The sequence below is a fragment of the Sulfitobacter guttiformis genome, assembly GCF_003610455.1.
Classification (GTDB): Bacteria; Pseudomonadota; Alphaproteobacteria; order Rhodobacterales; family Rhodobacteraceae; genus Sulfitobacter; species Sulfitobacter guttiformis.
Genome location: NZ_RAQK01000001.1, coordinates 1,492,603 through 1,516,699, shown reverse-complemented (window position 1 = coordinate 1,516,699; position 24,097 = coordinate 1,492,603). Strand labels below are relative to the sequence as shown.

21 protein-coding genes and 1 tRNA gene are annotated in these 24,097 nt (G+C 55.4%); 12 read left to right on the top strand and 10 right to left on the bottom strand.

The features are described 5' to 3' along the window. Positions 1-15 precede the first annotated feature (15 nt). The 3 genes from C8N30_RS07525 to C8N30_RS07515 are packed head-to-tail and all read left to right on the top strand — an operon-like array spanning position 16 to position 4,154. A complete protein-coding gene (locus C8N30_RS07525; protein ID WP_025063892.1) occupies positions 16-1,026 on the top strand; it encodes a glycosyltransferase family 2 protein in 1,011 nt (336 codons plus the stop codon). Then, positions 1,023-2,726 (top strand): DUF5927 domain-containing protein, encoded by a 1,704-nt coding sequence (locus C8N30_RS07520; RefSeq protein WP_037968025.1) that lies wholly within the window; start codon positions 1,023-1,025, stop codon positions 2,724-2,726. The genes C8N30_RS07525 and C8N30_RS07520 overlap by 4 nt, the downstream gene beginning before the upstream one ends. Next, complete coding sequence (locus C8N30_RS07515) at positions 2,727-4,154, top strand: sulfotransferase family 2 domain-containing protein (protein ID WP_025063890.1); 1,428 nt, start codon at positions 2,727-2,729, stop codon at positions 4,152-4,154. A gap of 5 nt (positions 4,155-4,159) precedes the next feature. Here C8N30_RS07515 and C8N30_RS07510 read toward each other — a convergent pair whose 3' ends face one another. The 9 genes from C8N30_RS07510 to C8N30_RS07470 form a co-directional block, all read right to left on the bottom strand. Then, positions 4,160-4,624 carry a PTS sugar transporter subunit IIA gene (locus C8N30_RS07510; RefSeq protein WP_025063889.1) on the bottom strand — a complete coding sequence of 155 codons (465 nt, stop codon included), beginning with the start codon at positions 4,622-4,624 and terminating at the stop codon, positions 4,160-4,162. Between the two features lie 53 nt (positions 4,625-4,677). After that, on the bottom strand, positions 4,678-5,244 hold the full coding sequence (gene hpf / locus C8N30_RS07505) for a ribosome hibernation-promoting factor, HPF/YfiA family (RefSeq protein WP_025063888.1): 567 nt from the start codon (positions 5,242-5,244) through the stop codon (positions 4,678-4,680). 241 nt (positions 5,245-5,485) lie between these two features. After that, positions 5,486-6,244, bottom strand: a complete 759-nt coding sequence (lptB, locus tag C8N30_RS07500; protein WP_025063887.1) for an LPS export ABC transporter ATP-binding protein — start codon at positions 6,242-6,244, stop codon at positions 5,486-5,488. Beyond that, positions 6,244-6,735 (bottom strand): LptA/OstA family protein, encoded by a 492-nt coding sequence (locus C8N30_RS07495; RefSeq protein ID WP_025063886.1) that lies wholly within the window; start codon positions 6,733-6,735, stop codon positions 6,244-6,246. Before C8N30_RS07495 ends, lptB begins: the two co-directional genes overlap by 1 nt. Before the next feature lie 8 nt (positions 6,736-6,743). After that, the gene (gene lptC, locus C8N30_RS07490) at positions 6,744-7,328 is read right to left on the bottom strand and encodes an LPS export ABC transporter periplasmic protein LptC (RefSeq protein ID WP_232222847.1); all 585 of its coding nucleotides are present in this window, start codon (positions 7,326-7,328) and stop codon (positions 6,744-6,746) included. A 40-nt stretch (positions 7,329-7,368) separates the two neighbouring features. Beyond that, a complete protein-coding gene (locus C8N30_RS07485) occupies positions 7,369-7,983 on the bottom strand; it encodes a ribonuclease D (protein ID WP_025063884.1) in 615 nt (204 codons plus the stop codon). Positions 7,984-8,030: 47 nt separating this feature from the next. Continuing rightward, positions 8,031-8,795, bottom strand: a complete 765-nt coding sequence (locus C8N30_RS07480; protein WP_025063883.1) for a PaaX family transcriptional regulator C-terminal domain-containing protein — start codon at positions 8,793-8,795, stop codon at positions 8,031-8,033. A gap of 180 nt (positions 8,796-8,975) precedes the next feature. Beyond that, a complete protein-coding gene (locus tag C8N30_RS07475) occupies positions 8,976-10,706 on the bottom strand; it encodes a M28 family peptidase (protein ID WP_025063882.1) in 1,731 nt (576 codons plus the stop codon). Positions 10,707-10,820: 114 nt separating this feature from the next. Beyond that, positions 10,821-11,609: an IclR family transcriptional regulator gene (locus C8N30_RS07470; RefSeq protein WP_025063881.1), complete on the bottom strand. Its 789-nt coding sequence runs from the start codon at positions 11,607-11,609 to the stop codon at positions 10,821-10,823. A 238-nt stretch (positions 11,610-11,847) separates the two neighbouring features. Here C8N30_RS07470 and C8N30_RS07465 point away from each other — a divergent pair, with 238 nt between their 5' ends. The 9 genes from C8N30_RS07465 (at position 11,848) to C8N30_RS07425 (ending at position 23,669) form a co-directional block, all read left to right on the top strand. Next, the gene (locus tag C8N30_RS07465; protein ID WP_025063880.1) at positions 11,848-13,503 is read left to right on the top strand and encodes an ABC transporter substrate-binding protein; all 1,656 of its coding nucleotides are present in this window, start codon (positions 11,848-11,850) and stop codon (positions 13,501-13,503) included. A 79-nt stretch (positions 13,504-13,582) separates the two neighbouring features. Beyond that, entirely contained in the window at positions 13,583-14,560 is a 978-nt protein-coding gene (locus C8N30_RS07460; RefSeq protein WP_025063879.1) for an ABC transporter permease, read from the top strand. After that, complete coding sequence (locus C8N30_RS07455; RefSeq protein WP_025063878.1) at positions 14,553-15,446, top strand: ABC transporter permease; 894 nt, start codon at positions 14,553-14,555, stop codon at positions 15,444-15,446. Before C8N30_RS07460 ends, C8N30_RS07455 begins: the two co-directional genes overlap by 8 nt. 1 nt (position 15,447) lies before the next feature. Beyond that, positions 15,448-16,467 (top strand): ABC transporter ATP-binding protein, encoded by a 1,020-nt coding sequence (locus C8N30_RS07450; protein WP_025063877.1) that lies wholly within the window; start codon positions 15,448-15,450, stop codon positions 16,465-16,467. Further along, complete coding sequence (locus tag C8N30_RS07445) at positions 16,464-17,447, top strand: ABC transporter ATP-binding protein (protein ID WP_051567242.1); 984 nt, start codon at positions 16,464-16,466, stop codon at positions 17,445-17,447. The genes C8N30_RS07450 and C8N30_RS07445 overlap by 4 nt, the downstream gene beginning before the upstream one ends. Further along, complete coding sequence (locus C8N30_RS07440; RefSeq protein ID WP_025063875.1) at positions 17,447-18,472, top strand: NADPH:quinone reductase; 1,026 nt, start codon at positions 17,447-17,449, stop codon at positions 18,470-18,472. Before C8N30_RS07445 ends, C8N30_RS07440 begins: the two co-directional genes overlap by 1 nt. Then, positions 18,465-20,282 (top strand): hydantoinase B/oxoprolinase family protein, encoded by a 1,818-nt coding sequence (locus tag C8N30_RS07435; protein ID WP_025063874.1) that lies wholly within the window; start codon positions 18,465-18,467, stop codon positions 20,280-20,282. The genes C8N30_RS07440 and C8N30_RS07435 overlap by 8 nt, the downstream gene beginning before the upstream one ends. Continuing rightward, positions 20,269-22,314, top strand: a complete 2,046-nt coding sequence (locus C8N30_RS07430) for a hydantoinase/oxoprolinase family protein (RefSeq protein WP_025063873.1) — start codon at positions 20,269-20,271, stop codon at positions 22,312-22,314. Before C8N30_RS07435 ends, C8N30_RS07430 begins: the two co-directional genes overlap by 14 nt. Next, positions 22,311-23,669, top strand: coding sequence for a M20/M25/M40 family metallo-hydrolase (locus tag C8N30_RS07425; RefSeq protein ID WP_037968023.1), 1,359 nt, complete (start codon positions 22,311-22,313; stop codon positions 23,667-23,669). Before C8N30_RS07430 ends, C8N30_RS07425 begins: the two co-directional genes overlap by 4 nt. 255 nt (positions 23,670-23,924) lie before the next feature. On the opposite strand, the gene C8N30_RS07420 is transcribed toward C8N30_RS07425, so the two are convergent. Then, positions 23,925-24,010 (bottom strand) — tRNA-Leu (locus C8N30_RS07420). Positions 24,011-24,097 lie beyond the last annotated feature (87 nt).

Below are 24,097 nucleotides of genomic sequence, written 5' to 3'. Positions count from 1 at the left end.
TATTGAGGGAAGTGTTTGGGTGCGATCCGATCATATCGCCTTAGGCTCCAGCGAAAGCGCTGGCGCATAAGAGCATTTAGAAAGCGGCGCGAGTTAAAATGCGTTGTGGACCGGACCGATCAAATTCGGCCTGCCGATATTCTGTTGTTTTGCACCCAGCGAAACGAGAAAATCCGTTTAGCCTACTTCCTTGATTACTACCGCAAGCAAGGCGTGAATCATTTCTTTTTCGTGGACAATGACAGTGACGATGGCGCGATGGAATATCTGCGGAGCCAACCCGATGTTTCGTTGTGGCATACAACCGCAAGCTATCGCCGCTCGAGGTTCGGGGTTGATTGGTTGAACTGGCTCCAGCGTAAGTATGCGCATGGTCATTGGACGCTGACCCTCGATCCGGACGAGTTTCTGGTTTATCCATTTTGCGACACACGCCCCCTGCGGGCACTGACGGACTGGCTTGATGCCTCTTCGATCAAATCGTTTTCCGCAATGCTGTTGGATATGTACCCTAAAGGCCGACTTGATTCGCAGCCCTACCACTCTGGTGAAGATCCAATTGCAATCGCTTCATGGTTTGACAGCGGGAACTATACGATGGCACGCAATTCGGCCTTCGCGAACCTGTGGATACAGGGCGGGCCGCGCGCGCGTGTGTTTTTTGCGGAGGAGCCGGAAAAGGCGCCAGCCTTGAATAAGGTGCCGTTGGTCAAATGGGACCGCAAATACGTCTATGTCAGCTCAACTCATATGCTGCTGCCAAGGGGCCTCAATCAGGTATACGACGAGTGGGGAGGCGAAAAGGCGAGCGGTGTTTTGCTGCATGCCAAGTTTATTGATACCTTTGGCGCCAAGGCCGCGGAGGAATTACTGCGCGAGCAGCATTATGCAGGATCGGTCGAATACAAAGCGTATGCATCACGGGTCGAGGATAACCCGCAGCTGTGGTGCAAGTGGAGCGAGAAATACATAAACTGGCGTCAGCTAGAAATACTGGGTCTAATGTCCAAGGGAAACTGGGCATGACTGCCTCGCTGGGTGTGGCCATGCTTGTGCATACGGCGCTGGGCCGTGCGGAGAAGGTTGCCCGTCACTGGGCGGCCGGAAATGTACCCGTCGTGATTCACGTGGACCGCAAAGTCCCTACCGAGAAATATAATAACTTTGTAGCTGCCCTCGGCGATGTTCCTAACGTGCTGTTCAGCAAACGCTTCCGCTGTGAGTGGGGAACGTGGGGAATTGTTGCAGCATCGCAGGCCACGTCCGAGCTGTTGCTGGCGAGTTTTTCAGACGTGCGGCATGTGTACCTTGCTTCTGGCTCATGTTTGCCGCTGCGGCCGGTACATGAGTTGATCGAATACCTGTCAAACCGCCCGCGTACCGATTTTATCGAAAGCGCGACGACAGCAGATGTGCCTTGGACGGTGGGTGGTCTCGATGAGGAGCGGTTTACCATGCGGTTTCCCTTCTCTTGGAAGAAAAACCGGTTTCTGTTTGATACGGCTGTGAATTTACAGCGGCGGCTGGGTATCAAGCGGCGCATGCCTCATGGCTTGGTGCCGCATATGGGGTCGCAATGGTGGTGTCTGACTAGGCAAACTTTGTCCGCAATCCTGCAAGATCCCGAGCGTGCGACTTATGACAGATATTTCCGTCATGTCTGGATCCCCGATGAGAGCTACTTCCAGACGCTTGCGCGGCTTTACTCCACCAATGTAGAGAGCCGGTCGCTGACGCTGTCTAAGTTCGACTTTCAGGGCAAGCCGCATATTTTCTATGATGATCATCTGCAACTCTTACGCCGGTCAGATTGTTTTGTGGCGCGCAAGATCTGGCCATATGCTGACCGCTTGTACGAGGCATTTTTGACGGACGCCGACGGGGCGATGAAGCGGACAGAGCCCAATCCCGGCAAAATCGACCGCATCTTTGCGAAAGCGGTCGAGCGGCGGACACGGGGGCGTTCGGGCCTGTATATGCAAAGCCGCTTTCCCAACGAGGATTGGGAGAATGGTGTGACAGCAGCAGAATTCTCGATGTTTCAGGGGTTTTCCGAGCTGTTTGAGAATTTTGAAACGTGGCTTCACAATGCTACGGGCGCGCGTGTACATGGCCATATTTTTGCGCCGGAGCGGGTTCATTTTGCTGAGGGGCAAACAACGCTCAACGGCGCGCTGAGTGATAATGCAGCGCAGCGCGATTATAACGCGAAGGCGTTCCTGACTAATCTTATCTGGAACACACGCGGCGAGCGCCAGTGTTTCCAGTTTGGGCCGCAGGACAATCAGGATGTAATATGGCGCATCGCAAAAGACCCCAATGCGCAGATTTCGGTGATCACCGGTGCGTGGTCGGTTCCACTGTTCAGATCGAATATGGACTTTGCCGATATCCGGCGCATTGCTGCGACCCTGCAAAAGATTGAAAGCGAGCATATGGATGTCCTGCGCTCGCCCTACACAAAGGCGCGGGTACGGATCTGGACTATGGCAGAGTTTATCGAGGCCCCGATGGAACCCCTGCAGGGTATTCTGGACGAGATCGGATATGCACGTATCCGGCGCCTCTCAGAGGCGCCCAAAATGGTAGATTTGCATGGCTTCGGCCAATTCCTGCAAAACCTTAAAAATCAGGGGATGCACCCGTATTTAATGGGCGATTTCCCAGTTGAGCGAGGCCCGACATCCAACACTCAAGTCCCGCGCAAACCATATTTGGTGAAATAGATGACCGCACGTTTTAACAGCTTTGTTGTTTTTGCAGAGATGCGCACAGGCTCGAATTTTCTCGAGGCAAATTTGAACGCGTTCACTGGTATCAGATGCCATGGAGAGGCGTTTAATCCTCATTTTATAGGCTATCCTAACACTACCAGTATTTTGGGTGTAGATCAGGAGGCACGTGATGCAGATCCCGTGACCCTTCTACGCCAGATCAAACATGATCCGTCAGCGATGGGCGGTTTCAGGTACTTCCATGACCATGACCCCCGTGTTCTTGACCTTGTTCTTGATGATCCGGCAGTGGCCAAAATCATCCTGACGCGAAATCCGGTAGAGAGTTATATCAGCTGGAAAATCGCTCAGGCCACGGGCCAGTGGAAGCTGACAGATTTGAAAGCGCAGAAGACAGCTCAGGTGGAATTCGACGCAGGCGAGTTCGAGATCCATCTTGAGGCGCTTCAATCGTTTCAGTTGCTGCTCATGAACCGTCTCCAAACCAGCGGGCAGACGGCTTTTTATGTAGCGTATGAAGATCTTCAGAGCGTCGATGTAATGAACGGGATTGCCAGCTATTTGGGCGTGGCAGAGATGCTGGAGGCGCTGGACGATAGCCTCAAGAAGCAAAATCCAAGCCCTCTATCGCAGAAGGTTAGTAATTACGCTGCAATGGAACAGGCGCTGGGCAGGCTCGACAAGTTCGACCTGACACGAACCCCGAATTTTGAGCCGCGGCGGGGTGCGAATATCCCCGGTTATGTAACAGGAATCAAAGCGCCGTTATTGTTCATGCCGATTGCAGGCGGTCCCCAGCAAGAAGTGCGCCGTTGGCTGGCGGCCCTCGACGGTGAGAAACAGAACGCGCTGGGCATGAAGATGGTGCAGAAAGACCTGCGCCAGTGGAAACGACAGAATACGGGGCATCGGAGTTTCGCGATACTTCGGCATCCGCTATTGCGTGCACATGATGTATTTTGTCAGCGCATTCTTAACTCTGGTAAGGGCGGGTATCTTCAGTTGCGTCGCACGCTTGTGCGCCGTTACAAACTACCCCTACCTGAAGAAGGACAAGAGAATAGCATTGATGCGGCAACCCACCGTACCGCATTTATGGCTTTTTTGAATTTCCTAAAGGGAAACCTTGCGGGGCAAACGGCGGTTCGGGTTGACCCGGCGTGGGCCACACAAGCTCAAGCGGTACAAGGCTTTGGCGAATTTACGCTGCCTGACGTGATCATGCGCGAAGAGACGCTTGCTAGCGAACTGTCGGCGCTCGCTGCGAGTGTGGGGTATGAAAATACGCCGCGTGTGGAGCCTGCGGCTCTGCATGGCGCGCACTCACTCGAAGAGATCTATGATGAAGAGATTGAGGCGCTCTGCGCTGACGTATACCAGCGCGATTATATGATGTTCGGGTTTGGCAGTTGGCGCTAGGGCGCTTAAGCTGCTTTTACCACTTCGGCTTCGGTCAGGATTGTATAAAGAGTGCTTGCCTGCGGATTGGCACGCAGTTTTGAACAGATGCCAACATCACGCAAAGTGCGGGATACAAGCGCAAGCGCCTTCAGGTGTTCAACGCCCGCGTTGACCGGAGCAAACAGCGCAAATGTGATGTCCACAGGCTGGCGGTCAACCGAGCCGAAATCAACAGGCTTTTCCAGCAATACAAACAGGCCTGTGACTTCTTCAATGCCGTCAATGCGAGCATGGGGAAGGGCCACGCCGCGGCCCACACCTGTGGGCCCCAGCGCTTCGCGGGCAAGCAATGCTTCGACAACTTTGGCTGCTTCCAGTCCGTGGATCGTTTCGGCCAGATCGCCCAGCTCCGTCAAAAGACGCTTTTTACTGGTGGTAGATGACAGAACCTTAACGGCCTGAGGCGCGAGTAGTTTTGCGAAGTTCATATGTCTTCATTTCCCTGTAAGCACGCGCCTGAGCGCGCGCTTTAGCTCAGTCTCTATGCAGGGTCAATCCAGCCGATGTTTCCGTCATCCCGGCGGTATACTACATTGACCCCTGCTTTGCCCTCTTTTTTGAACACCAGTACCGGTGCACCTGACAGCTCCATTTGCATGACCGCTTCGCCAACAGACAATGTTGCGATCTTTGTCTGCATTTCAGCGATAATCATGGGTGCAAGTGTTTCCGGCTCTTCTCCTCCGGTGTCGATCTCAGACTCGATGATATACGAGGAAGCGCCCAAAAGTTCAACAGGTGTCGCACGTTCGCGGTGATGGTCTTTCAACCGGCGCTTGTATCGCCGCAGCTGCTTCTCCATTTTTTCGCTGCATGCATCAAAAGCTGCGTAAATCTCGGTTGCGTGGGCTTTTGCGGATGCGGTGAGGCCGGTGGACAGGTGCACAGTTGCCTCACAAATAAATTCATGCGCGGATTTGGAGAAAATCACCAATGCGTCCGTAGGTCGTTCAGCGTATTTCTGGACCGCTACATCCAGCTCTGTTTTGACGTGCGTTTGTAGTGCTTCGCCGATGTCGATTTGTTTTCCGCTGATTTGGTACCGCATAATGTCTCCTTCAAGTATGGTATCCGGCCCTGATGAAATGCCCAAGCATGGGCAGCGCATTACGGGGACGGATGCGGGGAAATGGCGGCTGGCACAGGACTGAAATGTTCCGTCCCACCCGAAGGTGACGCGGCCTTACAATATGGGCACAGCAATATCGCCATACCTGATTAGACGGCGAGAACCGTTTAGGAGTCAATCATTTAAGATGGAAAACCGCTTCAACTCCGCGGGAAGTAGCTCAAGATATCTTAAAATTATCGCCAAGATAGACCCGCCGCACATCGCCGTTGCTGACGACTTCGTCAGGCGTTCCAGACATCAGGACGCGCCCTTCGTGAAGGATATATGCGCGGTCCACAATTTCGAGAGTTTCACGGACATTATGGTCGGTGATCAGCACGCCAATGCCACGTTTTTTCAGATCCGCAACAAGGTGGCGGATATCGCCGACTGAAATCGGATCGACGCCGGCAAACGGTTCGTCGAGCAAAAGGTATTTAGGGTTCGCGGCCAGACAGCGCGCAATCTCGACACGCCGACGTTCTCCGCCCGATAGGGCCAAGGCGGGCGCGCGGCGTAGGTGTTCGATTGAAAATTCGCTGAGGAGTTCATCTAGTCGCATCAGCTTTTTGCGGCGGTCACGCTCGACGATGTCGAGGACGGCCATGATATTTTCCTGAACCGAGAGGCCGCGAAAAATGCTCATCTCTTGAGGCAGATATCCGATGCCAAGCTGGGCGCGGCGATACATGGGCAACGTGGTAACATCCTTGCCGTCGATTGTGACGGTGCCGCCTTCAGGGGTCACAAGACCCGCAACCGAATAGAATGTAGTCGTCTTCCCGGAGCCGTTTGGCCCCAGCAATGCCACCACTTCACCGCGCATCAGCTCCATCGAGAAGTCGCGGATCACGATCTTTTTGCGGTAGGATTTCCGCAGGTGGGAAATGCGCAGACCAGCGCTTCCTTCAGCTACAGTAAGGTCCGGGGCGGACATCAATTATTACCACTTGTTTGCAAGCGCGAGCGGACGTTGCCGGACATCCGAGCGGTTCCATCGCGCAGGCGGATCGTCATAGTGTCGGCACTTAATGCACTCGCTCCCTGAGCAAGCAGGACCTTACCGCTCATAACGATTGTGCCGTCGTCAATGCTGTAGTCTGCGCGCTCCGATTCTGCGGCATCTTTGCCAGAAACCAATGTTACGCCACCTGTTGCTTCCATTTTAGCGATCCCGTCATTGGAGGCGCGGTAGACGACCATAACGCGGGCGGCTGACAGCCGCATTTCGCCCTGACCAATTACTACATTACCGGTAAAGATTGCGGTTCCGGTTTGCTGGTCTACCGAAAGCTCGTCCGAGCTCACTTCGACAGGCAGGCTGGTATCCTGCGCGATTGTGCCAAAAGCGACACTTGCGCCTTGCGCCATGACCGAAGTTGAAAGAAGCGCCGCAAAAAGCGCCGTCAGCAATATACGAAGGCCCATAATTGACACTACTTTCCTGATTTGTTGGGGGTGTATACCAGTTTCACGCCGCCGCTGAAAAGCATTTGCGTGTTGTCACCTTCAGATGGCGTAAATATCCGCATATTTCCTGCGGTAAACTTCCCTAGCGGGCCGTTTGCGTCGACCTGATGCGGGGCCGTAACATCAAGAGTCGAGATCAGCGAGGTGATCTGCGCGGTATCGATCCTATAGCCGGTCGAGCTTGTCATCGAGACGTCACCATTCAAAACGGCGCTGTTCTCCGCAATATCAAGTTCGGCTGTGTCGGCCAAAAGCCGGAATGTAGCGCCCTGAGCGGTTTGCAACCGTGCCAGAACATCCTCGGCGCGGTTTGTGCCGACCGTTCCGTCCAGCGTGATTAATTTGGTTGCGGAGAATGACATCTGATCACCAGTTTGCGTCGTGCCGGAGAAAAAAGGGCCGGTGATCTGCTGGTCCCGTAGCCGCTCCTGGACTTCGATATCGGCAAAAGGGATTGCTGTATCCGTCTCCATGGCGCGGGCAAGCAGGAACAGTGTAGAAAGAAGCGCCAGTGCGGCCAGTGGGAAAGCCACCTTAAGCAGCGAAACCATCCGCGAGTATCTGTCCTGTGCTATCATGGCTGTGGCGCTTTCATGCGTGTGCGAAAATGTCGGTGTCGGGCCAACCGTCAAGATCGAGTTTCGCACGCATAGGCAGGAAGTCATAGCAAGCCTGCGCCATCTCCATCCGCCCTTCGCGCAGCAACATAACATTGAGAGCATCGCGTAATTTATGCAGATGAAGCACGTCAGACGCTGCATAGTCGATCTGGGCTTTGGTGAGTTTCGGCGCGCCCCAGTCGCTCGACTGTTGCTGTTTGGAGATATCAACGCTCAGGAGTTCCTGAAGAAGTTTGGCCAACCCGTGGCGGTCCGTGTAGGTACGGATCAGGCGGCTGGCAATTTTTGTGCAGTAAACGGGCGCGGTGAGCACGCCGAACGCATTGAGCATCGCTGCTATGTCGAAGCGACCAAAGTGGAAAAGTTTGAGCACTTGTGGATCGGCGAGCAGGCGGCACAGGTTCGGAGCCTCCGTCTGGCCCTTCATGATCTGAACCAGATGCGCGTTGCCGTCCCCTGACGACAGTTGGACCAGACACAACCGGTCCCTGTGTGGATGCAGGCCCATCGTCTCGCAATCGATTGCAATCACTGGACCAAGGTCGAGCGTGTCTGGAAGGTCATTGAGGTATAATGTGTTTGTCATATCTTGCTCTATACAGGCAGAGAGTTATTGGGGGAAGTGGGGCGTATTCAGGCAGGTAAGATCGTGTCAATAGCCGGGCGGGGAAACCGCTTTAGCAAAGTGTCGACCAGTGTGTGACAAGCGTGACCTGACCATGCATCGGGTAGCAAGTCGCGCGGCAGGGCAACATGGCGGAGCACTATCCGCCTCCAGTTGTGCACCAGCAAACATCTAAGCACTGCGGTTTGTAGGGGTGTAAGGGTGCTTTCCTCTAAAACGTCGTGAACCTGTTGGAGGGCAGGCAGGAGTGCTGCATATTCCGGCTCCAGCATGAGTGGCGCAACCTCGCCGCGCAGCCAGTTGGGGACGGCGCCTCCTCGAAGCGCCAGCGTATTTTTCGGTGCGGGTCCTGTCCCCAAATAAACACGTGGCAAAAGCGGCATGAATCCGTGCTGTGCCATCCCGACCTCGTCACCTACGTCCTCGCTCAGGGCAAGCGTCCACTCTCCATTGGGGGGCAATGGATCCGCATAAATCCGTGCGCTTGCAAGTGTTGTTTCTTTGCGACTGGTGGAAGTCAGCGCATGCCGCCCTGTCCGCCCATGTTTTTCCGAGGCGATCCAGCCATCGTTGCGGAGGCGGTGGAGGGCCACGCGAACAGCCTCTGGCCGGACGTCCATTTCGGCCATGATGGCGGAGAGAACCGGCCCGTCAATCATACTGCCTTCAGCCTGTGCCAGATCTCCGAACAGCGTGACCATGAGCGACCAAACACGTTGTCCGCCCAGCGCAAGAAGCGCGGCTTTTGTTTGCTGGTACGGGGTAGGATGCATCACAGAAGTCCGTATTGGTGTTCAGCAACACATATAGGGCTTTGGTCCGGATTGCGCCATCATCGGCTGAGCGGTTGTGGACCGCGTACGCCTTTGCGAAGGAGTTTAGGTTCGACGTGAGCAGTGGTGATGTCGAGCAGGACGCAAATCCGAGAGTGGATTGCGTCCTGCAAGATCTTTTTAAAGTCCTGTCACTCTTGCGATCAATGTTTCGGCGGCGCGCATGCCCGCGATCACATGGTTCTGCCCCCGGACCAACTGGGTGCGTCCGAACCCTTGCAGATCGGCGGGCATAGCGGCGATTTTGCCTGCCTGCTCGATTGCGGGGAGGGGGGGGATGGTCAACGCAGGGTCATGCCTGAAACGGTCCGAGCGGTTGAAGTTGAGCGGGACCAGGATGCGCGCCAGATCCTGAATGACAACATTGGCCTTGGCTTCGGAAACGGTGCCTGCCGCGACGCCGTCATAGAAGGCAGAGAGTTTGGCGAGCAGGCTATCGCTTGCGGCGCGGGCTGCTGATAGGTCAAATGCATCGCCGGCCTCTGTCTGGTAATCAGCCAACGTCTGCTGAAACTCCCGGGCTGTAGCACGCCAGTCCTGCGGCAGAACCGCGGCGTTTGCATTGCGGAACACGGCGAGCAGGTAAACCTTGATGTCGCGCAGCAAGATGTCCTTGTCAGCGATTTCCAGAGTGTCGTTTTCTGTATGCCATGCGATGTTCATGCCACATCCGCCAACTGCATAATATCCCAGTTCCTCGCGGTGGGCATCTGTCATTGCCGAAGACAGCATAAGGTATCCGGACAGGCCGATGTTGTTGAACGAATAGTCACCCGCCCGGTGGGGGCGTTCTGAATGAAGCTCCTTACCGCATACGTCTTTGATTACCTGTGCAAGGTAGTCATGGTTTTCCGACATCACCGAGACATTCAGAAATTCTGTGGCCCAGCGACAGCCCGGACTGTCACAATTTACCTGAGCAACACAGTTTGCATCTAGATCCAGCGCAAAATTGTCTGAATACCAAGTGGATCCAGCATAGCGACCGGTGGAGTGACCAGGCCACCAAGCAATCTTGACGGTACGCCGCAACTTGTCTTTGTTTGCCCATAAAACGCGCGCGATTTCGAGCATTGACGCATCACCCGTGGCATTATCTCCCACGCCGACATCCCAGCTGTCGAGGTGACCGTGCAGCAGAACGTACTTCTCAGGCTCGTGAGTGCCGGGAATTGTGATTTCGGGCAGCTTTGACGAGAACCAGCCTTCCTCCATTTGTGTGAAAATAGTCGCTTTGCCGCCTGACTGAGCGATCTCCCGAAGTGCTTGCCCGCTCTCGAAATTGACGGCTGCAGCAGGGATCACAGGTTTGTTCGGTAGGTCATCGGTGCCAGGCGTTCCCCAGATTGTTGTGCAGATGCCCCAGTGGACATCTACGCCCGGATTGATCGCTATGACGCCGATTGCGCCGCATGTTCCCATCAGGGAGATAATTGCCGGGCTGGCAAACCCTTCGGTCAGCACGATCTTGCCGTGGACCTTTTCCATCATCTCTGTTGAGGCTTCCAGCTGGCTCTCGAAGGCATCTTCCTCGTCCATATTGGTCGTGCCTGGGATGTAAACCAGTTCACCGGTTAACCCATCGGGGTGGGAGGTCGAATACGCTGGAGGTTTTGCACGGAAGGTCGTGCCGCCCGCCTCGACCCGCGCCTGTCCGGGCAAGCTGAGATATAGATCAGGTTCGTGGACTTTAACCTCCACACCGTGGCTTCGGAGGGTGTCGACCACCTCGTCCATACCGCGATTTACATCATCGGGGTGCTCGCGCTTGAAGGTTGCAAAGCTCTCCACCAATGACCAAGGCGCATCGATCGTAACCTGGTCAAGCAGGTCTTTTTCCATCTGGTTCATACTAGCTCCTGTGTTTTACTAAGTGAAACGGTGTTGCATTTAGTAAAACGCTAGCAGAGCGATATGAGTCGGGCAAGCGTGAGCTTGCATGGCCTCGTTTCGAAATACAGTTTATCAGCCCAAGGTCAGTTTTGCTGATATTTTTTGTGCAGCTTCCTGTACTGCCTCGATGTATGCCTCTCGCTGTGGTTCATCGAGGCGGACGGTTGCGCCAGCAATCGACAGGCCCGCGACAACCTCACCGGAGGCATTGAAGATTGGCGCTGCAATGGAAAACGCGCCATCGTCCAGATCATTGAGGGCAACATTATATCCGTTCGCACGGATCCGATGGAGGACTTTGCTCAACTGTTCGGGGTCGGTAATTGTATGATTGGTGTAGCTCTTTAACTCGGATCCTAGTACCCTTTCGAGAATGGCAGGCTCGGCGTAGGCCAGTAGTAGCATGGATGCACCGCCAGCATGTAATGGGCCTTTTCGTCCTTTTTGTGCGAAAATGCGTATGGCATGTAGGCCTTCACGCGTGGCGAGAGCCAGTGCATAACTTCCCTCTCGAATCACAAGGTTAACGTTTTCGCCAGTTTGATCGCGTAATTCGTCCATAATTGGCGGCGCGACGTGAAGCAGTGCGCCATCGCGTCCTACCCGCTCCCCCAGCAGTGCGACACGGTACCCCAAGGTGAAAGTCGCCCGCTCAGGATCGCGGTGTACATATCCGGATTCTTCAAGGGTTTGCAAAAGCCTGAATACGATTGACTTTGTCAGGCCCATTTCGTTTGCGAGTGCGGTCACGCCAAGACCTGGTTTTTCAGCCAGCTCTTCAAGGACATTCAGTGCCCTGCCAACTGCCTCAATTTTATACGATTTGCGCGCAACTGCGGGTTGATTTGCATCTTTTACCATGCCTGCTCCAAAAAAGAGTATTGTTTTTTTCAGCAACCGTGTTTTACTGAATAAAGTAATTTCGTTCTGTCTCACTCAGTAAAACAGGTTGAGCGGTACGTCAATACCAGTAATACCGCCGGATGGCCCGGCGCACTAATGTAGGGAATTGGAGCTCGACCGCAAGTCGGTTTGCCTCAATCCAGGCCACTTGCATGCTGAACTGACCCGTGTGGTCAATGACAACAGGAGAGATATTGTGAACACCTTATTCAAGCTGGCATCAACATCGCTGATGAGTATGGCGATGCTTGCCGGTCCCACATGGGCGCAGGACCAGATCCGGACGATCCATTTGCTATCGCGTCCGCAGGCCGCACAACCGGCAGAATTTCAGGCAGTACAACTGATTGCGCAAGAGTGGCGCAAATTGGGGCTCGATGTAGAGGTCGACGTTATGCCTTGGGAGCAGATGTCGTCAGAAGTCTGGTACAATCGCGACGACTGGGACATGACCGCATGGCAGATGACAGGGCGGCCTGAACGGTCTGACCCGGACGAGATTATCTTCAACCTGTTCCATTCGTCGACTGCGGAATCCGGATATAATTTCATCGGGTATTCGAACCCCGAATATGACGCTGTTGTTGAAAAGCAACGTGTTACAATTGACCCTGAAGCACGACAGGCGCTCGTCCGCGAGGCGCAGACCATTCTGGCCAAAGACCAGCCAAATATGATGCTCGTTCATCCCGAACAGGCTTTTGCCTTTGACAAGACCATTTGGGATGCCGCGACCACAGTAAACCAGTCCGGGATCGGTATTCGCAATACCTGGACATGGCTTTCGCTGGCGCCGCTGACGGACCAGAAAGACATTATCGTAAACTCTGGCGACAATGTGATTGCGGTAAATCCGCTTTATATCTCCGGTGTAACCGACAGCTGGATTACAGAACTTTTGTATGACCGCCTTTTCCGTGTGGGACCGGATGGCCTGCCAAAGGAATGGGCTGCAACAACATATGAATGGCGTGACGACACGACCATCGCAGTTACCATGCGCGATGACATGATGTGGCACGATGGTGTGCCGGTAACGGCCGAGGACGTAAAGTTCTCGTTTGAGACAACGGTCGGTGGCGAGGCCCCGATGTATGCTCCCTTTGGCAGCGGCATCAGCAATATTGAGATCGAGGGGGACAATGTAGTTGTCTTTAGCCTTGCCAACCCGTCTGCGTCTTTCATTATCTCCAGCCTTGCCAAGATCAACCTTATCCCAAAGCATGTTTGGGAACCGATCCTCGCAGATCTGGCAACCAAGGAAGAAAATGCCGAAAGCTATCAGGAGGCGATGCCGATCGGATCGGGACCTTACAAATTTGATCGTTGGATCACCAATGAAGAGATTGTTCTGAGCGCCAACACAGGCCATTTCGAAGCCCCGAAAGCGGAGCGGTGGATCCTGCGTTTCGTACCAAATGCCGAAGCTTCACTCGGTATGTTGCGTTCTGGTGAAATCAACTTTTTGACCGATTTCCCGGGTGATCCTCAGGTTTTGCTGGATGCTTCTGCCGCTGACGGCGATCTCGAAGTCGTCGCAACGGTCGATATCGGGTTCCGGTATATTGCGTTCAACAACCGTCGCGCGCCTTTCAGCGATCCGGCATTCCGCTCGGCCCTGTCTGCGGCGGTTGACCGTCGTCTGATTGTGAACGCGGCCTTCAAAGGCTTTGCCGTCGCATCAAATTCGGTTGTATCACCCGCACTTGAATACTGGCACGATAAATCTGTCGTCGATAACTTCAAGGCCGGCCCCGATGTCGCAAAGGCGATGCTGGATGCTGCAGGCTACACACTTGATGGTGACCGTCTGGCCTATCCTGACGGCGTGAAGGAAACGCTCGCCGACTAATGGCGACACCTAGCGGGAGCGGCGCCTGTTTGCCGCTCCTTGCCCCCAAACATTCACCCAAAACAGCCGGCAGGTATTTATGAGCACGCTCAAACCCGTTCTATCGCGTACGTTTCAGTTGCTTCTGGTATTGTGGGCAGTCGTAACTATCCTGTTTCTGATGTTCCGGCTGATGCCTGGCAACCCGCTAGCAGCCTACATTGATCCTACCTTCACGCTCGAGCAGCAAGAGCAACTCATCCGGCAGTTCGGTTTGGATAAATCTCTTTTGTCCCAATATTTCACGTATCTGGGTAATCTGCTGCAGGGTGAGTTGGGATATTCGTTCCGCTACCGGACCCCGGTCGCCGAGCGGATCTGGATGTTGTTGCCCAATACACTGATCCTCACGTTTTCATCACTGATCATTGCGTATATTTTTGGTATTCTGGCTGGTGCATGGCTTGCCTGGCGCCGTGCAAGTCGCGCCGAGGCAGTGGCACTGCCTATCGTCCTTGCGACACGCGCTATGCCAGAGTTCTGGCTTGGAATGGTTTTGTTGGCGGTATTCTCCTTCTCGCTTGGGATATTTCCGGCGGGCGGGACACGTTCGGCGGGTACAGAATACGATAGCCTCTGGGCGCTATATACTTCTGCCGATTTTCTCTCGCATCTGGCGTTGCCGATGATCACGCTCGCGATTTATTCGCAGGGGTTGCCACTGCTACTGATGCGCTCGAACATGCTAGATGTGATGAAAGAGGACTTCGTCACCATGGCAAAGGTCAAAGGCCTCTCCCCTTATACGATTGTGATCAAACACGGCGCACGTAACGCTCTTCTGCCAGTGATGACATCGTTTGCGATCTCTGTGGGCTACCAGTTGCAGGGGAACGTAGTAGTAGAGAGCGTATTTTCCTGGCCCGGCCTCGGCCGCGAGCTTGTCTCGGCCGTATCTGCTTCGGACTATCCGCTGGCACAGGGGGCCTTTCTGATGATTGCGGTCGTAGTGATCCTGATGAACCTGATTGCCGACCTTCTGTACACCTTTCTTGATCCGAGGATTTCCCATGCCTGAGGTTGCTCTGTCACGTGGCCCGTTCCGCCGGATACTGGGAGCGATAAAATTGCCGGTTGGCGATAATTTCGCTGTCGCGGGTTTGGTGATCTATGCCGTGTTTGTGCTGACTGCGATTTTTGCGCCAGTACTTGCTCCCTTTGATCCCACCGAAATTCTATATTCTGCTGACTATGATCTCGCTTCAGATTTCAGGCCGGGGCAGGAGGGCCATATTCTGGGAACTACCAGCCTTGGACGCGATATATTCTCCCAAATTGTCTATGGCGCACGGTCCGCACTGCTGGTGGGTTTAACGGCTGCTTTCATGGTCGCCTTTATCGGTACGATCGTCGGGCTGATGTCGGGATATTTCGGAGGATGGATCGATACGGTTTTGATGCGCCTTGCCGATGTGGCGTTCGGCATTCCGTTCTTGCCGTTTGTTATTGTAATCTCTGCATTCCTTGAACCGTCCATTTGGAATACGGTGATTGCGATGGCGCTGGTGCTGTGGCGTGATACGGCGCGGGTCATCCGCTCTCAGGTATTGACGCTACGATCGCGCGGATATGTCGAGGCGGCGCGGGTTTCCGGCTCCTCGGATTTTAAGATCATCACCCGCCATATCGCACCAAATATTATTCCCCTGTCGTTGCTATATGGATCTATCGCAATCGGCTGGGCAATCCTGACTGAAGCCTCGATCAGCTTTCTGGGCTTCGGCGATCCTGACAGCATTAGCTGGGGATTTATGTTGCAGGATGCTTTCGCAAGTCAGGCGTTGAGCCGTCAGGCATATCATTGGTTCATCCCTCCGGGCATCGCGATCATTCTGGTCGTTTCCGCGGGGTTCTTCATCTCGCGCGGTTACGAGAACCTTCTATTTCCAAAGTTGGGCCGTTGATATGAGCGATAATCTCCTTTCCGTTAAAGACCTTTCCATCGCTTACACAGTGCCGGGCGTCGATATCGTCGCCGTATCGCGTGCCACGTTCGATGTGCCTAAGGGCTCAATCGTGGGTTTGGTGGGTGAAAGCGGGTGCGGCAAAACCACGATGGCGCGGGCATTCACGCGTATCATTTCCGACAATGCAAAAATCACTGGCGGCAGTATGATGTTTGATGGTCAGGACCTCGTTAGCCTGCCCGAAAAGGCGATGAACGCGCTGCGTTGGCGTGATATCGCATTTGTACCGCAATCGGCGATGAACTCACTCGATCCCGTATACCGCGTCGAATATCAGCTCAATGAGGTACTGCGCGGCAGAGGTGGCATGAACCGAGCGCAGGCTCGTGCGCGTGCTGTTGAATTATTTGAGATGGTCGGCATCGAGGCAAATAGGCTGCGTGATTTTCCGCACCAGTTTTCAGGCGGCATGCGCCAGCGGGTCGCGATAGCCCTCGCACTTGCGCTGAACCCCAAGCTCATCGTGGCGGACGAGCCTGTGACCGCGCTCGATGTGATCGTGCAGCGCCAGATTCTGGACCAGATGCGTGATCTTCAGCGCGAGTTGGGTATTTCAATTATAATGGTCACACACGATATTTCTGTTGTGGCCTACATCTGCGACCGGACGGTGGTGATGTACGCCGGAGAAGTGGTTGAGGATTGCGATACAGCAACGCTTTTGTCCGAGCCGCTGCACCCGTACACAATGGGTCTTAAAAATGCCTTTCCCGATATTGCCAGCGCAGGCTCGGGCACTTTGACCCCGATCAGTGGTGCGCCACCCGACCTTGCCAGTCCGCCCTCCGGCTGCCGCTTTGCTGCGCGATGCCCTTTTGCCACCGATCACTGTCGGGCTGTTTCCCCGCAATTGGAAATTCTTGCGCCGGGGCATTCGGTGGCATGCCACCGCGCACATGAAGCCCCGCAATTGCGCGAACAGGCGGCGCAACCTCAAACATGGGGGGAGTTGGTATGAACACGCCGCTTGTCGAGGTCGAAAACGCGCAACTTCATTACAAGGTCGGGTCCGCAGTCTCATCAATGTTGGGCATCCCGTCGGTGGTGAAGGCCGTCGACGGAATAAGCTTCAAGCTTTACAAGGGTGAAAGCGTCGGATTGCTGGGCGAAAGTGGGTGTGGAAAGACATCTATGGGCCGCCTGCTCGTAAAGCTGGAAGATGTCACAGGTGGATCAGCTCGCTTTGACGGTGCTGAGATTTCCGAATTGAAAGGGGAAGAGTTGCGCAGGTTCCGTTCGCGCAGCCAGATGATATTCCAGAATCCGTTTGATGCGGTAAATCCGCGCTATTCGATCGAAAAGACGATGGCCGAACCGCTGGGCAATGCCGGTATTCCAAAAGTGGAATGGCGCGAACGCATTATCAAGGCACTGGAACTTGTCCGGCTCGCAGAGCCCGTGCAGTATCTTGACCGCTATCCGCACCAGCTTTCAGGTGGGCAATTGCAGCGGGTTGTTATGGCCCGCGCTTTGATCCTCGGGCCGGATTTTGTCGTCGCAGACGAGCCTGTTTCGATGCTGGACGTGTCGGTCCGTGCGGGGGTGCTCAATGTCTTTCGAGACGTGCGTGACAAGCTGGGACTGACGGCGATTTATATAAGCCATGATCTGGCGCTGGTGCGGTATGTTTGTGAACGGACGATTGTGATGTATCTGGGCAGGATCATGGAGGATGGCCCGACCGAAGAAATCGTGCGCGAGCCATTGCATCCCTATACGCAAGCATTGGTTGCCGCTGTTCCAACGCCAAAAGCAGACCAGAGCCATGACCCGCTGCCCATCGGTCGCGGTGCTCCTGATCCGCGAAATCCACCCTCGGGATGTGTGTTCAGGGACCGTTGCCCAAAAGCGTTTGACCGCTGCGCCGCTGATGTGCCTCTGCCGCAAAAGATCGGCAATCGTGACGTGGCATGCCACTTGTTTGATGGTACCGCCTGATGCGCGCCGCACATTATACTGCTACCGGCCCAGCGGCAGAGGTGCTTGAGTTGATTCATCTGCCTGATCCGGTGCCCGATACCGGTGAGGTACTGGTGCGTGTGCATGCGTCCGGGATCAACCCCGCCGACGTTAAGCGCCGCGCGGGATGGAACGGGATGCAGATGGCGCATCCTTCGGTAATTCCCCATTGTGATGGCGCAGGTGTGATTGTGAGTGTGGGCGAGGGTGTGAGCCATGGCCGCATCGGTGAGCGGGTCTGGCTGTGGAACGCGCAAGGCGGCTATGGTGAGGCGGGCCGCGCTTTTGGTACAGCCGCAGAGCTCATTGCATTACCTGCGGCCCAAGCGGTGCGGCTGCCCGATACCCTCGATTTCGCAGCAGGCGCATGCCTTGGTGTGCCTGGACTGACAGCGTGGCTTTTGGTGCTTGCGGATGGTCCTGTGGCCGGAAAGACGCTGCTGGTGCAGGGGGCGGCGGGTGCTGTTGGCCATATGGCGGTTCAAATTGCCCTTTTTTGTGGGGCAGATGTGATCGCAGTTGTTGGATCAGATGCAGGCGCGGCCCACGTCCGCACGCTGGCCGACATCCCCGTGATCAACCGCCATACCGAAGACGTGGCATCGTGTGTGCGTACTCTGACGAATGGTGCGGGTGCCAACCGTATCATTGAGGTTGATCTGGCCGCAAATCTCGACACTGATATTGCTTGTCTACGCGCTCATGGGATGATCGCCTCCTATTCGTGCTCATCTAATCCGGAGCCGATCTTGCCGTATTACAAGCTAGCCGATCTAGGTGCTATGATCCGTTTTGTGCAGGGATTTCGCCTGACGCAGGATCAGCGCAGTTCAGCGAATGCAGTCCTTGCCACCCTTGCCGAAGCTGGCGCGCTTGTGCCGCATATCGGCGCAAAATTTCCCCTGTCCGACATCGCCCGCGCCCATGAGAGGGTCGAAGGCGGTGCCCTTGGTCAGGTGGTTCTAACCCTTGGAACGAGTGATGAAGGAGCATGCAATGAATGAACAATCTGCCATGAAGGCGCAGAGCGGCGAGGTTTGCGATCCTGTCTCGCTTGAAATAATCAGAGGCGCGATTGCTGCTGCGCAGTCCGAAATGGAGGCGTTGATAGAACGCACTGCCATCTCTGCATTTATCCGCGAAAAGAAGGACTTTTATACTGCGCTTTTTGATGGGGACGGGACGATGGCCGTTGGATCAATGGTGCCGATTTTCGGTGATATGACCCGTCCGGTGCTGGAGAAATATCCTGCAGAAACCATGCAGCCTGGCGATGTCTATTGGTACAATGATTGCTACGGCTCTTATGGTGCTATTTCGCATTCCAATGATCAGGTGCTACTGGCGCCGGTGTTTCGGGAAGGCCGGATATGTGCATTTGTGATGAGCTGGGCACATTTTGCTGACATCGGTGGTCTGCGCCCCGGCTCGATTAGTCCTGATGCAACGGATATCTTTCAGGAAGGGGTTATGATCCCGGTCACTAAAATGATTGATGCGGGCAAGGTCAATCAGGCAGTCCTTGATATTTTTCACCGCAATTCGCGGTTCCCCGAGCAAAGTATCGGCGACATGCGCGCGCTGATGGCGTCCGTCGATCTGGGCACGAAACGCGTGGGTGAGATCCTTGACCGTTTCGGACCTGCAATGATGGCCGATGCCCTAAAGCAGTTGTTGAGCCGGACGCGCCGTCTGGTGCGGACAAAGCTGGCGGAGACGTTTGCCTATGGGACCCATAAATTCACGGATGCGATCGATAGCGACGGTCAGGGCCATGGCCCGTTCAAAATGCGCTTTGCGCTGACCCGCGAGAAGGCTGAAAACGGCGAAGACCGGTTCATCTTCGATGCCCGCGAGAGCGACGATCAGGCCCCCGGTCCGATCAACTATTTGATGAACAAGGGTGTACCGGGCATGGCGCTTGGTCTTTTCTACCTAGGGGGCGATCCTTCGCAGGTTTGTAACGCGGGCGGTCCCAATGCATTGGACGAGGTGCTGTTTCGTGAGGGATCATTCCTGCAACCGAAATATCCCGCACCCCTTGGCCTTAGGGGATTGACGGCGATGCGGATGATTTCTGCGATGTGCGGCTTGCTCAACACCGGTGGTGGCGATGCACCTGCTGCCAATTCAGCGTATGTAGTCAACATCATGCGCGGTCATTTCCGCAACAAGGCAGGGGATCTGGAGCCTTATCTGTTGGCGGATGGTATCGGCGTCGGATATGGCGCACGCGCTACGGCAGACGGTATCGACGCGGTCTATTTTGTTGCTCAGGAGAATTACCCGGTCGAGTTTCTTGAGGCGGGGTATCCCGTCACGATGCATGGCTACGGGATTGTGCCTGATTCAGGTGGCGCGGGAAAGCATCGCGGCGGTTGTGGCATTATACGCGAATATGAAATCCTTGCTGAGACGACAATGTGCGCCATCCGCATCGACGGTGTGCAAAACCCCCCTTGGGGCATCGACGGCGGTCGCTCTGGTCGCTCGGGTGTCGCAATCGTGAATCCCGGTACAGCAGACGAGGTTGTTCTCAACCCGCTGTCGGACGGGAATATGCTCAAAAAAGGCGACATCCTGCGGATCGAAACGGGCGGCGGAGGCGGTCATGGCCACCCCTACGACCGTCCGGCGGAGCGTGTCCTTGAAGATGTGCTAGACGGATTTGTAACGGTGGATGCCGCCCGTGACCTTTATGGCGTTGTTATCATCGGAGACGAAATCGACGATGCAGCCACCCGCACATGTCGTGCCGACCGCCCCGAAACGGGCCGCTTTTACCGTCAGGAGTATGTTGATGCCCTCGTCTGATATGATATTTGATCCGTCCTATGCCGTTGCTGTTGATATCGGCGGCACGTTCACGGATATTTCGCTGCTTGATCGCACATCGGGTCGGGTGTGGCGCGCAAAAACCCCTTCGACGCCGGCCGATCCTTCGCAGGCCTTTATGACAGGTGTAAATGCGGTGCTGAACGACGCGGGCATCGATGCATCTGTTCTGGATCAGGTGCTGCATGGTACAACAGTCGCCACCAACATGATCCTCGAAAACAAGGGCGCCAAGACCGCGCTAGTGACCACACGCGGCTTTCGTCACGTTCTAGAAATCGGGCGTCAGGATATTCCGCGGCACGCAAACCTGTTCACATGGGTAAAGCCGCGTCGCCCGGTTCCGGCAGCACGGATCCATGAGATCGACGAGCGGATCGGTACCGGCGGCATCGTGATGAAGCCTCTAGACGAAGAAAGTGTTGCGCGGGTAGCGGAGGCGATCCGTGCACAGAACGTGGAGGCTGTCGCGATCTGTCTGATTCATGCCTATGCGAATGCTGACCACGAGGTGCGGGTAACCCAATTGCTTCGCGACGCTTTGCCCGGTGTTGATGTGACCTGTTCGACCGATGTCCTGCCCGTTGTGCGGGAGTTCGAGCGCAGTCTCGCAACGGTCCTTAACGCGGGCGTAATGCCCGGAGTGTCGACCTATGTGGAGCGGTTGGAAAATCGGTTGGCGGAGGCAAAGGTTTCATCACCGCTGTTGCTGATGCAGTCAAACGGAGGTGTTGCTGGAACAGCGGCGATTCGCACGGCGCCCGCGCTTACCGCGCTGTCAGGACCCGCTGCGGGTGTCGTCGGCGCATGCGATGTTGCTGGTGCCTGCGGGATCAAGGATATCATCACTGTCGATATCGGCGGTACATCTGCTGACATCTGTCTTATCCGTGACGGTGTTGTGGGTCTGACCCAATCAGGAAAAGTGGGGAACTGGCCGCTGTCTCTGCCCATGGTTGATATGGTAACCATTGGCGCGGGTGGTGGATCCATTGCGCAGGTTGCAGATGAGACATTGGCGGTTGGTCCACATTCTGCCGGTGCACGGCCGGGGCCCGCAGCCTACGGTCATGGGGGAACACAGGCGACTGTTACGGATGCCCACGTCGCTTTGGGGCATTTACCGGTGAGCCTGCTTGGTGGAGAAATGTCATTGGATCAGGAGGCTGCGCTTAGAGTAGTTGATGACAATGTGGCCGGCCCCTTGAAACTTAGCAGGCACGCCGCCGCTCGCGGTATCCTTGCGATCATGAACAACAATATGGTCGGGGCGGTCCGTACCGTATCTGTCGAGCGCGGTCATGATCCGCGTGATTTCACGCTGGTGCCGTTTGGCGGGGCTGGCCCCTTGCACGGTGTTGCGCTGGCTGAACTTCTGGGGATCAAGCAGGTGATGGTGCCGCCCGCGCCAGGGCTGTTATGTGCGGATGGCCTCCTTGCGGCCGATCTCAAGGCGGAGTTTAGCCGAGCGCTGCCCACGCCCGGTCCTATTGATCAAGCAATGGGCGACAAAATCGCGAGTGAATTAGTCCAGAACGCAACCGTATGGCTGGAGCAAGAGGGCATCCCAGATGCGCGCCGCGACATTCAGACACGCGCACTGCTACGGTTTTACGGGCAGGGCGGTGAGATTGCAGTGGATTGGGCAGATACGCCGGAGCAGACGGAGGCGCGATTCAAGCAGGCGCACGAGGCGCTTTATGGTTTTGTTCTCGATACGCAGGTCGAGCTGGTAACGCTGCGAATCGAGGCGGCAGGGCGCACTGTTCCTTCTCCACGGCCCGACCTTGAGCCAGGCCAAGCACCTGCGGCGATGCAATCGCAAATGGTGCATTGGGAGAGCGGTGACGTGGAGACGCCAATTTATGACCGTGCAACATTGCCTGCCGGATCAACGCTGGACGGACCTGCGGTCATAACGCAACTGGACACCACAACAATCATTCCACCCGGATGGCGCGCAACCGTTCATCCCTCTGCGGCCTTGCTGTTGAAAAGGATAACATCATGAGCGAGATCGACGCTATTTTCGAGTTTATCAGCAAAAATGAGCAAAGCTATGTCGACCGCGTCATGGACTATGTTCGGCATCCATCGATTTCCGCCCATAACATCGGCATTAGGGAGGTGGCGACAATGCTGGTGGAGCATCTGGACAGGCTCGGGTTCGAGGCGCGGTTGGTGGAAACGCCGGGCCATCCGTTTGTATTGGGACACCGTATTGTAGATCCGTCAAAGCCTACCGTTTTGCTGTACGGTCACTATGACGTGCAGCCGCCCGATCCGCTGGAGGCATGGGTAAGCCCGCCGTTTGAGCCCGAAGTGCGGGATGGCCGCATCTGGGCGCGCGGTATTGGTGACAACAAGGGCCAGCATTTTGCGCAACTTCTGGCGATTGAGGCACATCTGGAAGTCACTGGGACCCTGCCGTGCAACATTATCTTCTGTTTGGAGGGCGAAGAGGAGATCGGATCCCCTCAGATTGCGGATTTCGTCCGTACCCACATGGAAGAGCTGCAGGCGGATCTTGTTGTCACGTCGGACGGCCCGCTTCATGAAAGCGGTCAGCCGGTCATCACCTTCGGCGTACGCGGTGTTGCCTCGTTCGATCTGGTGGCTAAGGGGGCGTCGCGGGACGTGCATTCAGGTAACTTTGGCGGCATTGTTCCAAATCCGGTCTGGACGCTGGTGCATCTGCTGGCAACGATGAAAGACGCGGACGGAAACATCACCGTCGAGGGGATAACCGAGCCTGTCATTCCGGCAACAAATCTGGAACTAGATGCCGCATCGCGCCTACCGCTTGATCTTGAAACCGTGATGGCCGACCTAGGGCTCGAAGCGCTCGATGGTCCGCAGGACCGGCCGTATTGGGACCGGTTGATGTTTCATCCGACCCTGACGATAAACGGCTTTCATGGTGGGTATGGTGGCCCCGGCAGCAAGACTGTTCTACCAAATCACGCTATCGCAAAATGTGATGTACGGCTGGTAGAGCCTTTGACCCCCGACCATGTTTTCGAGCGAATCGAGGCCCATGTAGCCAAGCATGCGCCGACGGTCGAGGTGGTTCGCCACAACGGTATGCTCCCCTCCAAAACGCCGATGGATACGCCTTTTGCAGGCACGATCATTCGCGCTGTAAAACGGGCGCGAGGGGTGGATCCGTTGCTTTATCCCACCGTTGGCGGCAGCTTGCCTGATTACGTCTGGACGAAAATCCTGAACAAGCCTGCTTTCGTCGTGCCCTATGCAAATGCCGATGAAGCAAATCACGCTCCGAATGAGAATCTCGAAGTGGTTCGGTTTATCGACGGGATCCGGACAGGGGCATCTGTTTTGTTCGAGTTGGGCCAGACCGGATGAGCATGTTGTCACAACTCAATGCATGATTGCCCAGCCTCGCGCACAATGCGTCGCGCGGGGCGATTGCAAATGGAAGGCACGTCAGGGATTTAGTTCTCCTGTTTCATTTTGCTTGGGCGGCCGAAGGGTCCAAGCAGCCACAGAGCGAGATTTGAAAATCACTGAGACCGGAAGTGTCAAAGCAGGACGATGAAACACCCAAGAATTACAACGAAGTCTTCGGGGGCTACTAACCGCAAATTTCAAGAGAAAATTTGGTGCCCAGAAGAGGACTCGAACCTCCACACCGTTGCCAGTACTAGCACCTGAAGCTAGCGCGTCTACCATTCCGCCATCTGGGCACTCAACGTGAGTGTGGACTAAGGCCCCTGTCTGGAACTGTCAATCTGATTCAACGTGATAAAATTAAGTTCTTTCGAAGGGGCAGG

What these genes read in the sequence shown, in the direction of transcription:
- lptC (WP_232222847.1), bottom strand. Translation starts at nt 7,328, where the DNA reads ATGGTTTCGCTGCTTAAGGTGGCTTTCCCACTGGCCGCACTGGCGCTT.
- hpf (WP_025063888.1), bottom strand. Translation starts at nt 5,244, where the DNA reads ATGCGGTACCAAATCAGCGGAAAACAAATCGACATCGGCGAAGCACTA.
- C8N30_RS07510 (WP_025063889.1), bottom strand. Translation starts at nt 4,624, where the DNA reads ATGAACTTCGCAAAACTACTCGCGCCTCAGGCCGTTAAGGTTCTGTCA.
- C8N30_RS07445 (WP_051567242.1), top strand. Translation starts at nt 16,464, where the DNA reads ATGAACACGCCGCTTGTCGAGGTCGAAAACGCGCAACTTCATTACAAG.
- C8N30_RS07430 (WP_025063873.1), top strand. Translation starts at nt 20,269, where the DNA reads ATGCCCTCGTCTGATATGATATTTGATCCGTCCTATGCCGTTGCTGTT.
- C8N30_RS07485 (WP_025063884.1), bottom strand. Translation starts at nt 7,983, where the DNA reads ATGACAAACACATTATACCTCAATGACCTTCCAGACACGCTCGACCTT.
- C8N30_RS07515 (WP_025063890.1), top strand. Translation starts at nt 2,727, where the DNA reads ATGACCGCACGTTTTAACAGCTTTGTTGTTTTTGCAGAGATGCGCACA.
- C8N30_RS07470 (WP_025063881.1), bottom strand. Translation starts at nt 11,609, where the DNA reads ATGGTAAAAGATGCAAATCAACCCGCAGTTGCGCGCAAATCGTATAAA.
- C8N30_RS07475 (WP_025063882.1), bottom strand. Translation starts at nt 10,706, where the DNA reads ATGAACCAGATGGAAAAAGACCTGCTTGACCAGGTTACGATCGATGCG.
- C8N30_RS07450 (WP_025063877.1), top strand. Translation starts at nt 15,448, where the DNA reads ATGAGCGATAATCTCCTTTCCGTTAAAGACCTTTCCATCGCTTACACA.
- C8N30_RS07460 (WP_025063879.1), top strand. Translation starts at nt 13,583, where the DNA reads ATGAGCACGCTCAAACCCGTTCTATCGCGTACGTTTCAGTTGCTTCTG.
- C8N30_RS07425 (WP_037968023.1), top strand. Translation starts at nt 22,311, where the DNA reads ATGAGCGAGATCGACGCTATTTTCGAGTTTATCAGCAAAAATGAGCAA.
- C8N30_RS07495 (WP_025063886.1), bottom strand. Translation starts at nt 6,735, where the DNA reads ATGGGCCTTCGTATATTGCTGACGGCGCTTTTTGCGGCGCTTCTTTCA.
- C8N30_RS07435 (WP_025063874.1), top strand. Translation starts at nt 18,465, where the DNA reads ATGAATGAACAATCTGCCATGAAGGCGCAGAGCGGCGAGGTTTGCGAT.
- C8N30_RS07520 (WP_037968025.1), top strand. Translation starts at nt 1,023, where the DNA reads ATGACTGCCTCGCTGGGTGTGGCCATGCTTGTGCATACGGCGCTGGGC.
- C8N30_RS07440 (WP_025063875.1), top strand. Translation starts at nt 17,447, where the DNA reads ATGCGCGCCGCACATTATACTGCTACCGGCCCAGCGGCAGAGGTGCTT.
- lptB (WP_025063887.1), bottom strand. Translation starts at nt 6,244, where the DNA reads ATGTCCGCCCCGGACCTTACTGTAGCTGAAGGAAGCGCTGGTCTGCGC.
- C8N30_RS07480 (WP_025063883.1), bottom strand. Translation starts at nt 8,795, where the DNA reads ATGCATCCTACCCCGTACCAGCAAACAAAAGCCGCGCTTCTTGCGCTG.
- C8N30_RS07455 (WP_025063878.1), top strand. Translation starts at nt 14,553, where the DNA reads ATGCCTGAGGTTGCTCTGTCACGTGGCCCGTTCCGCCGGATACTGGGA.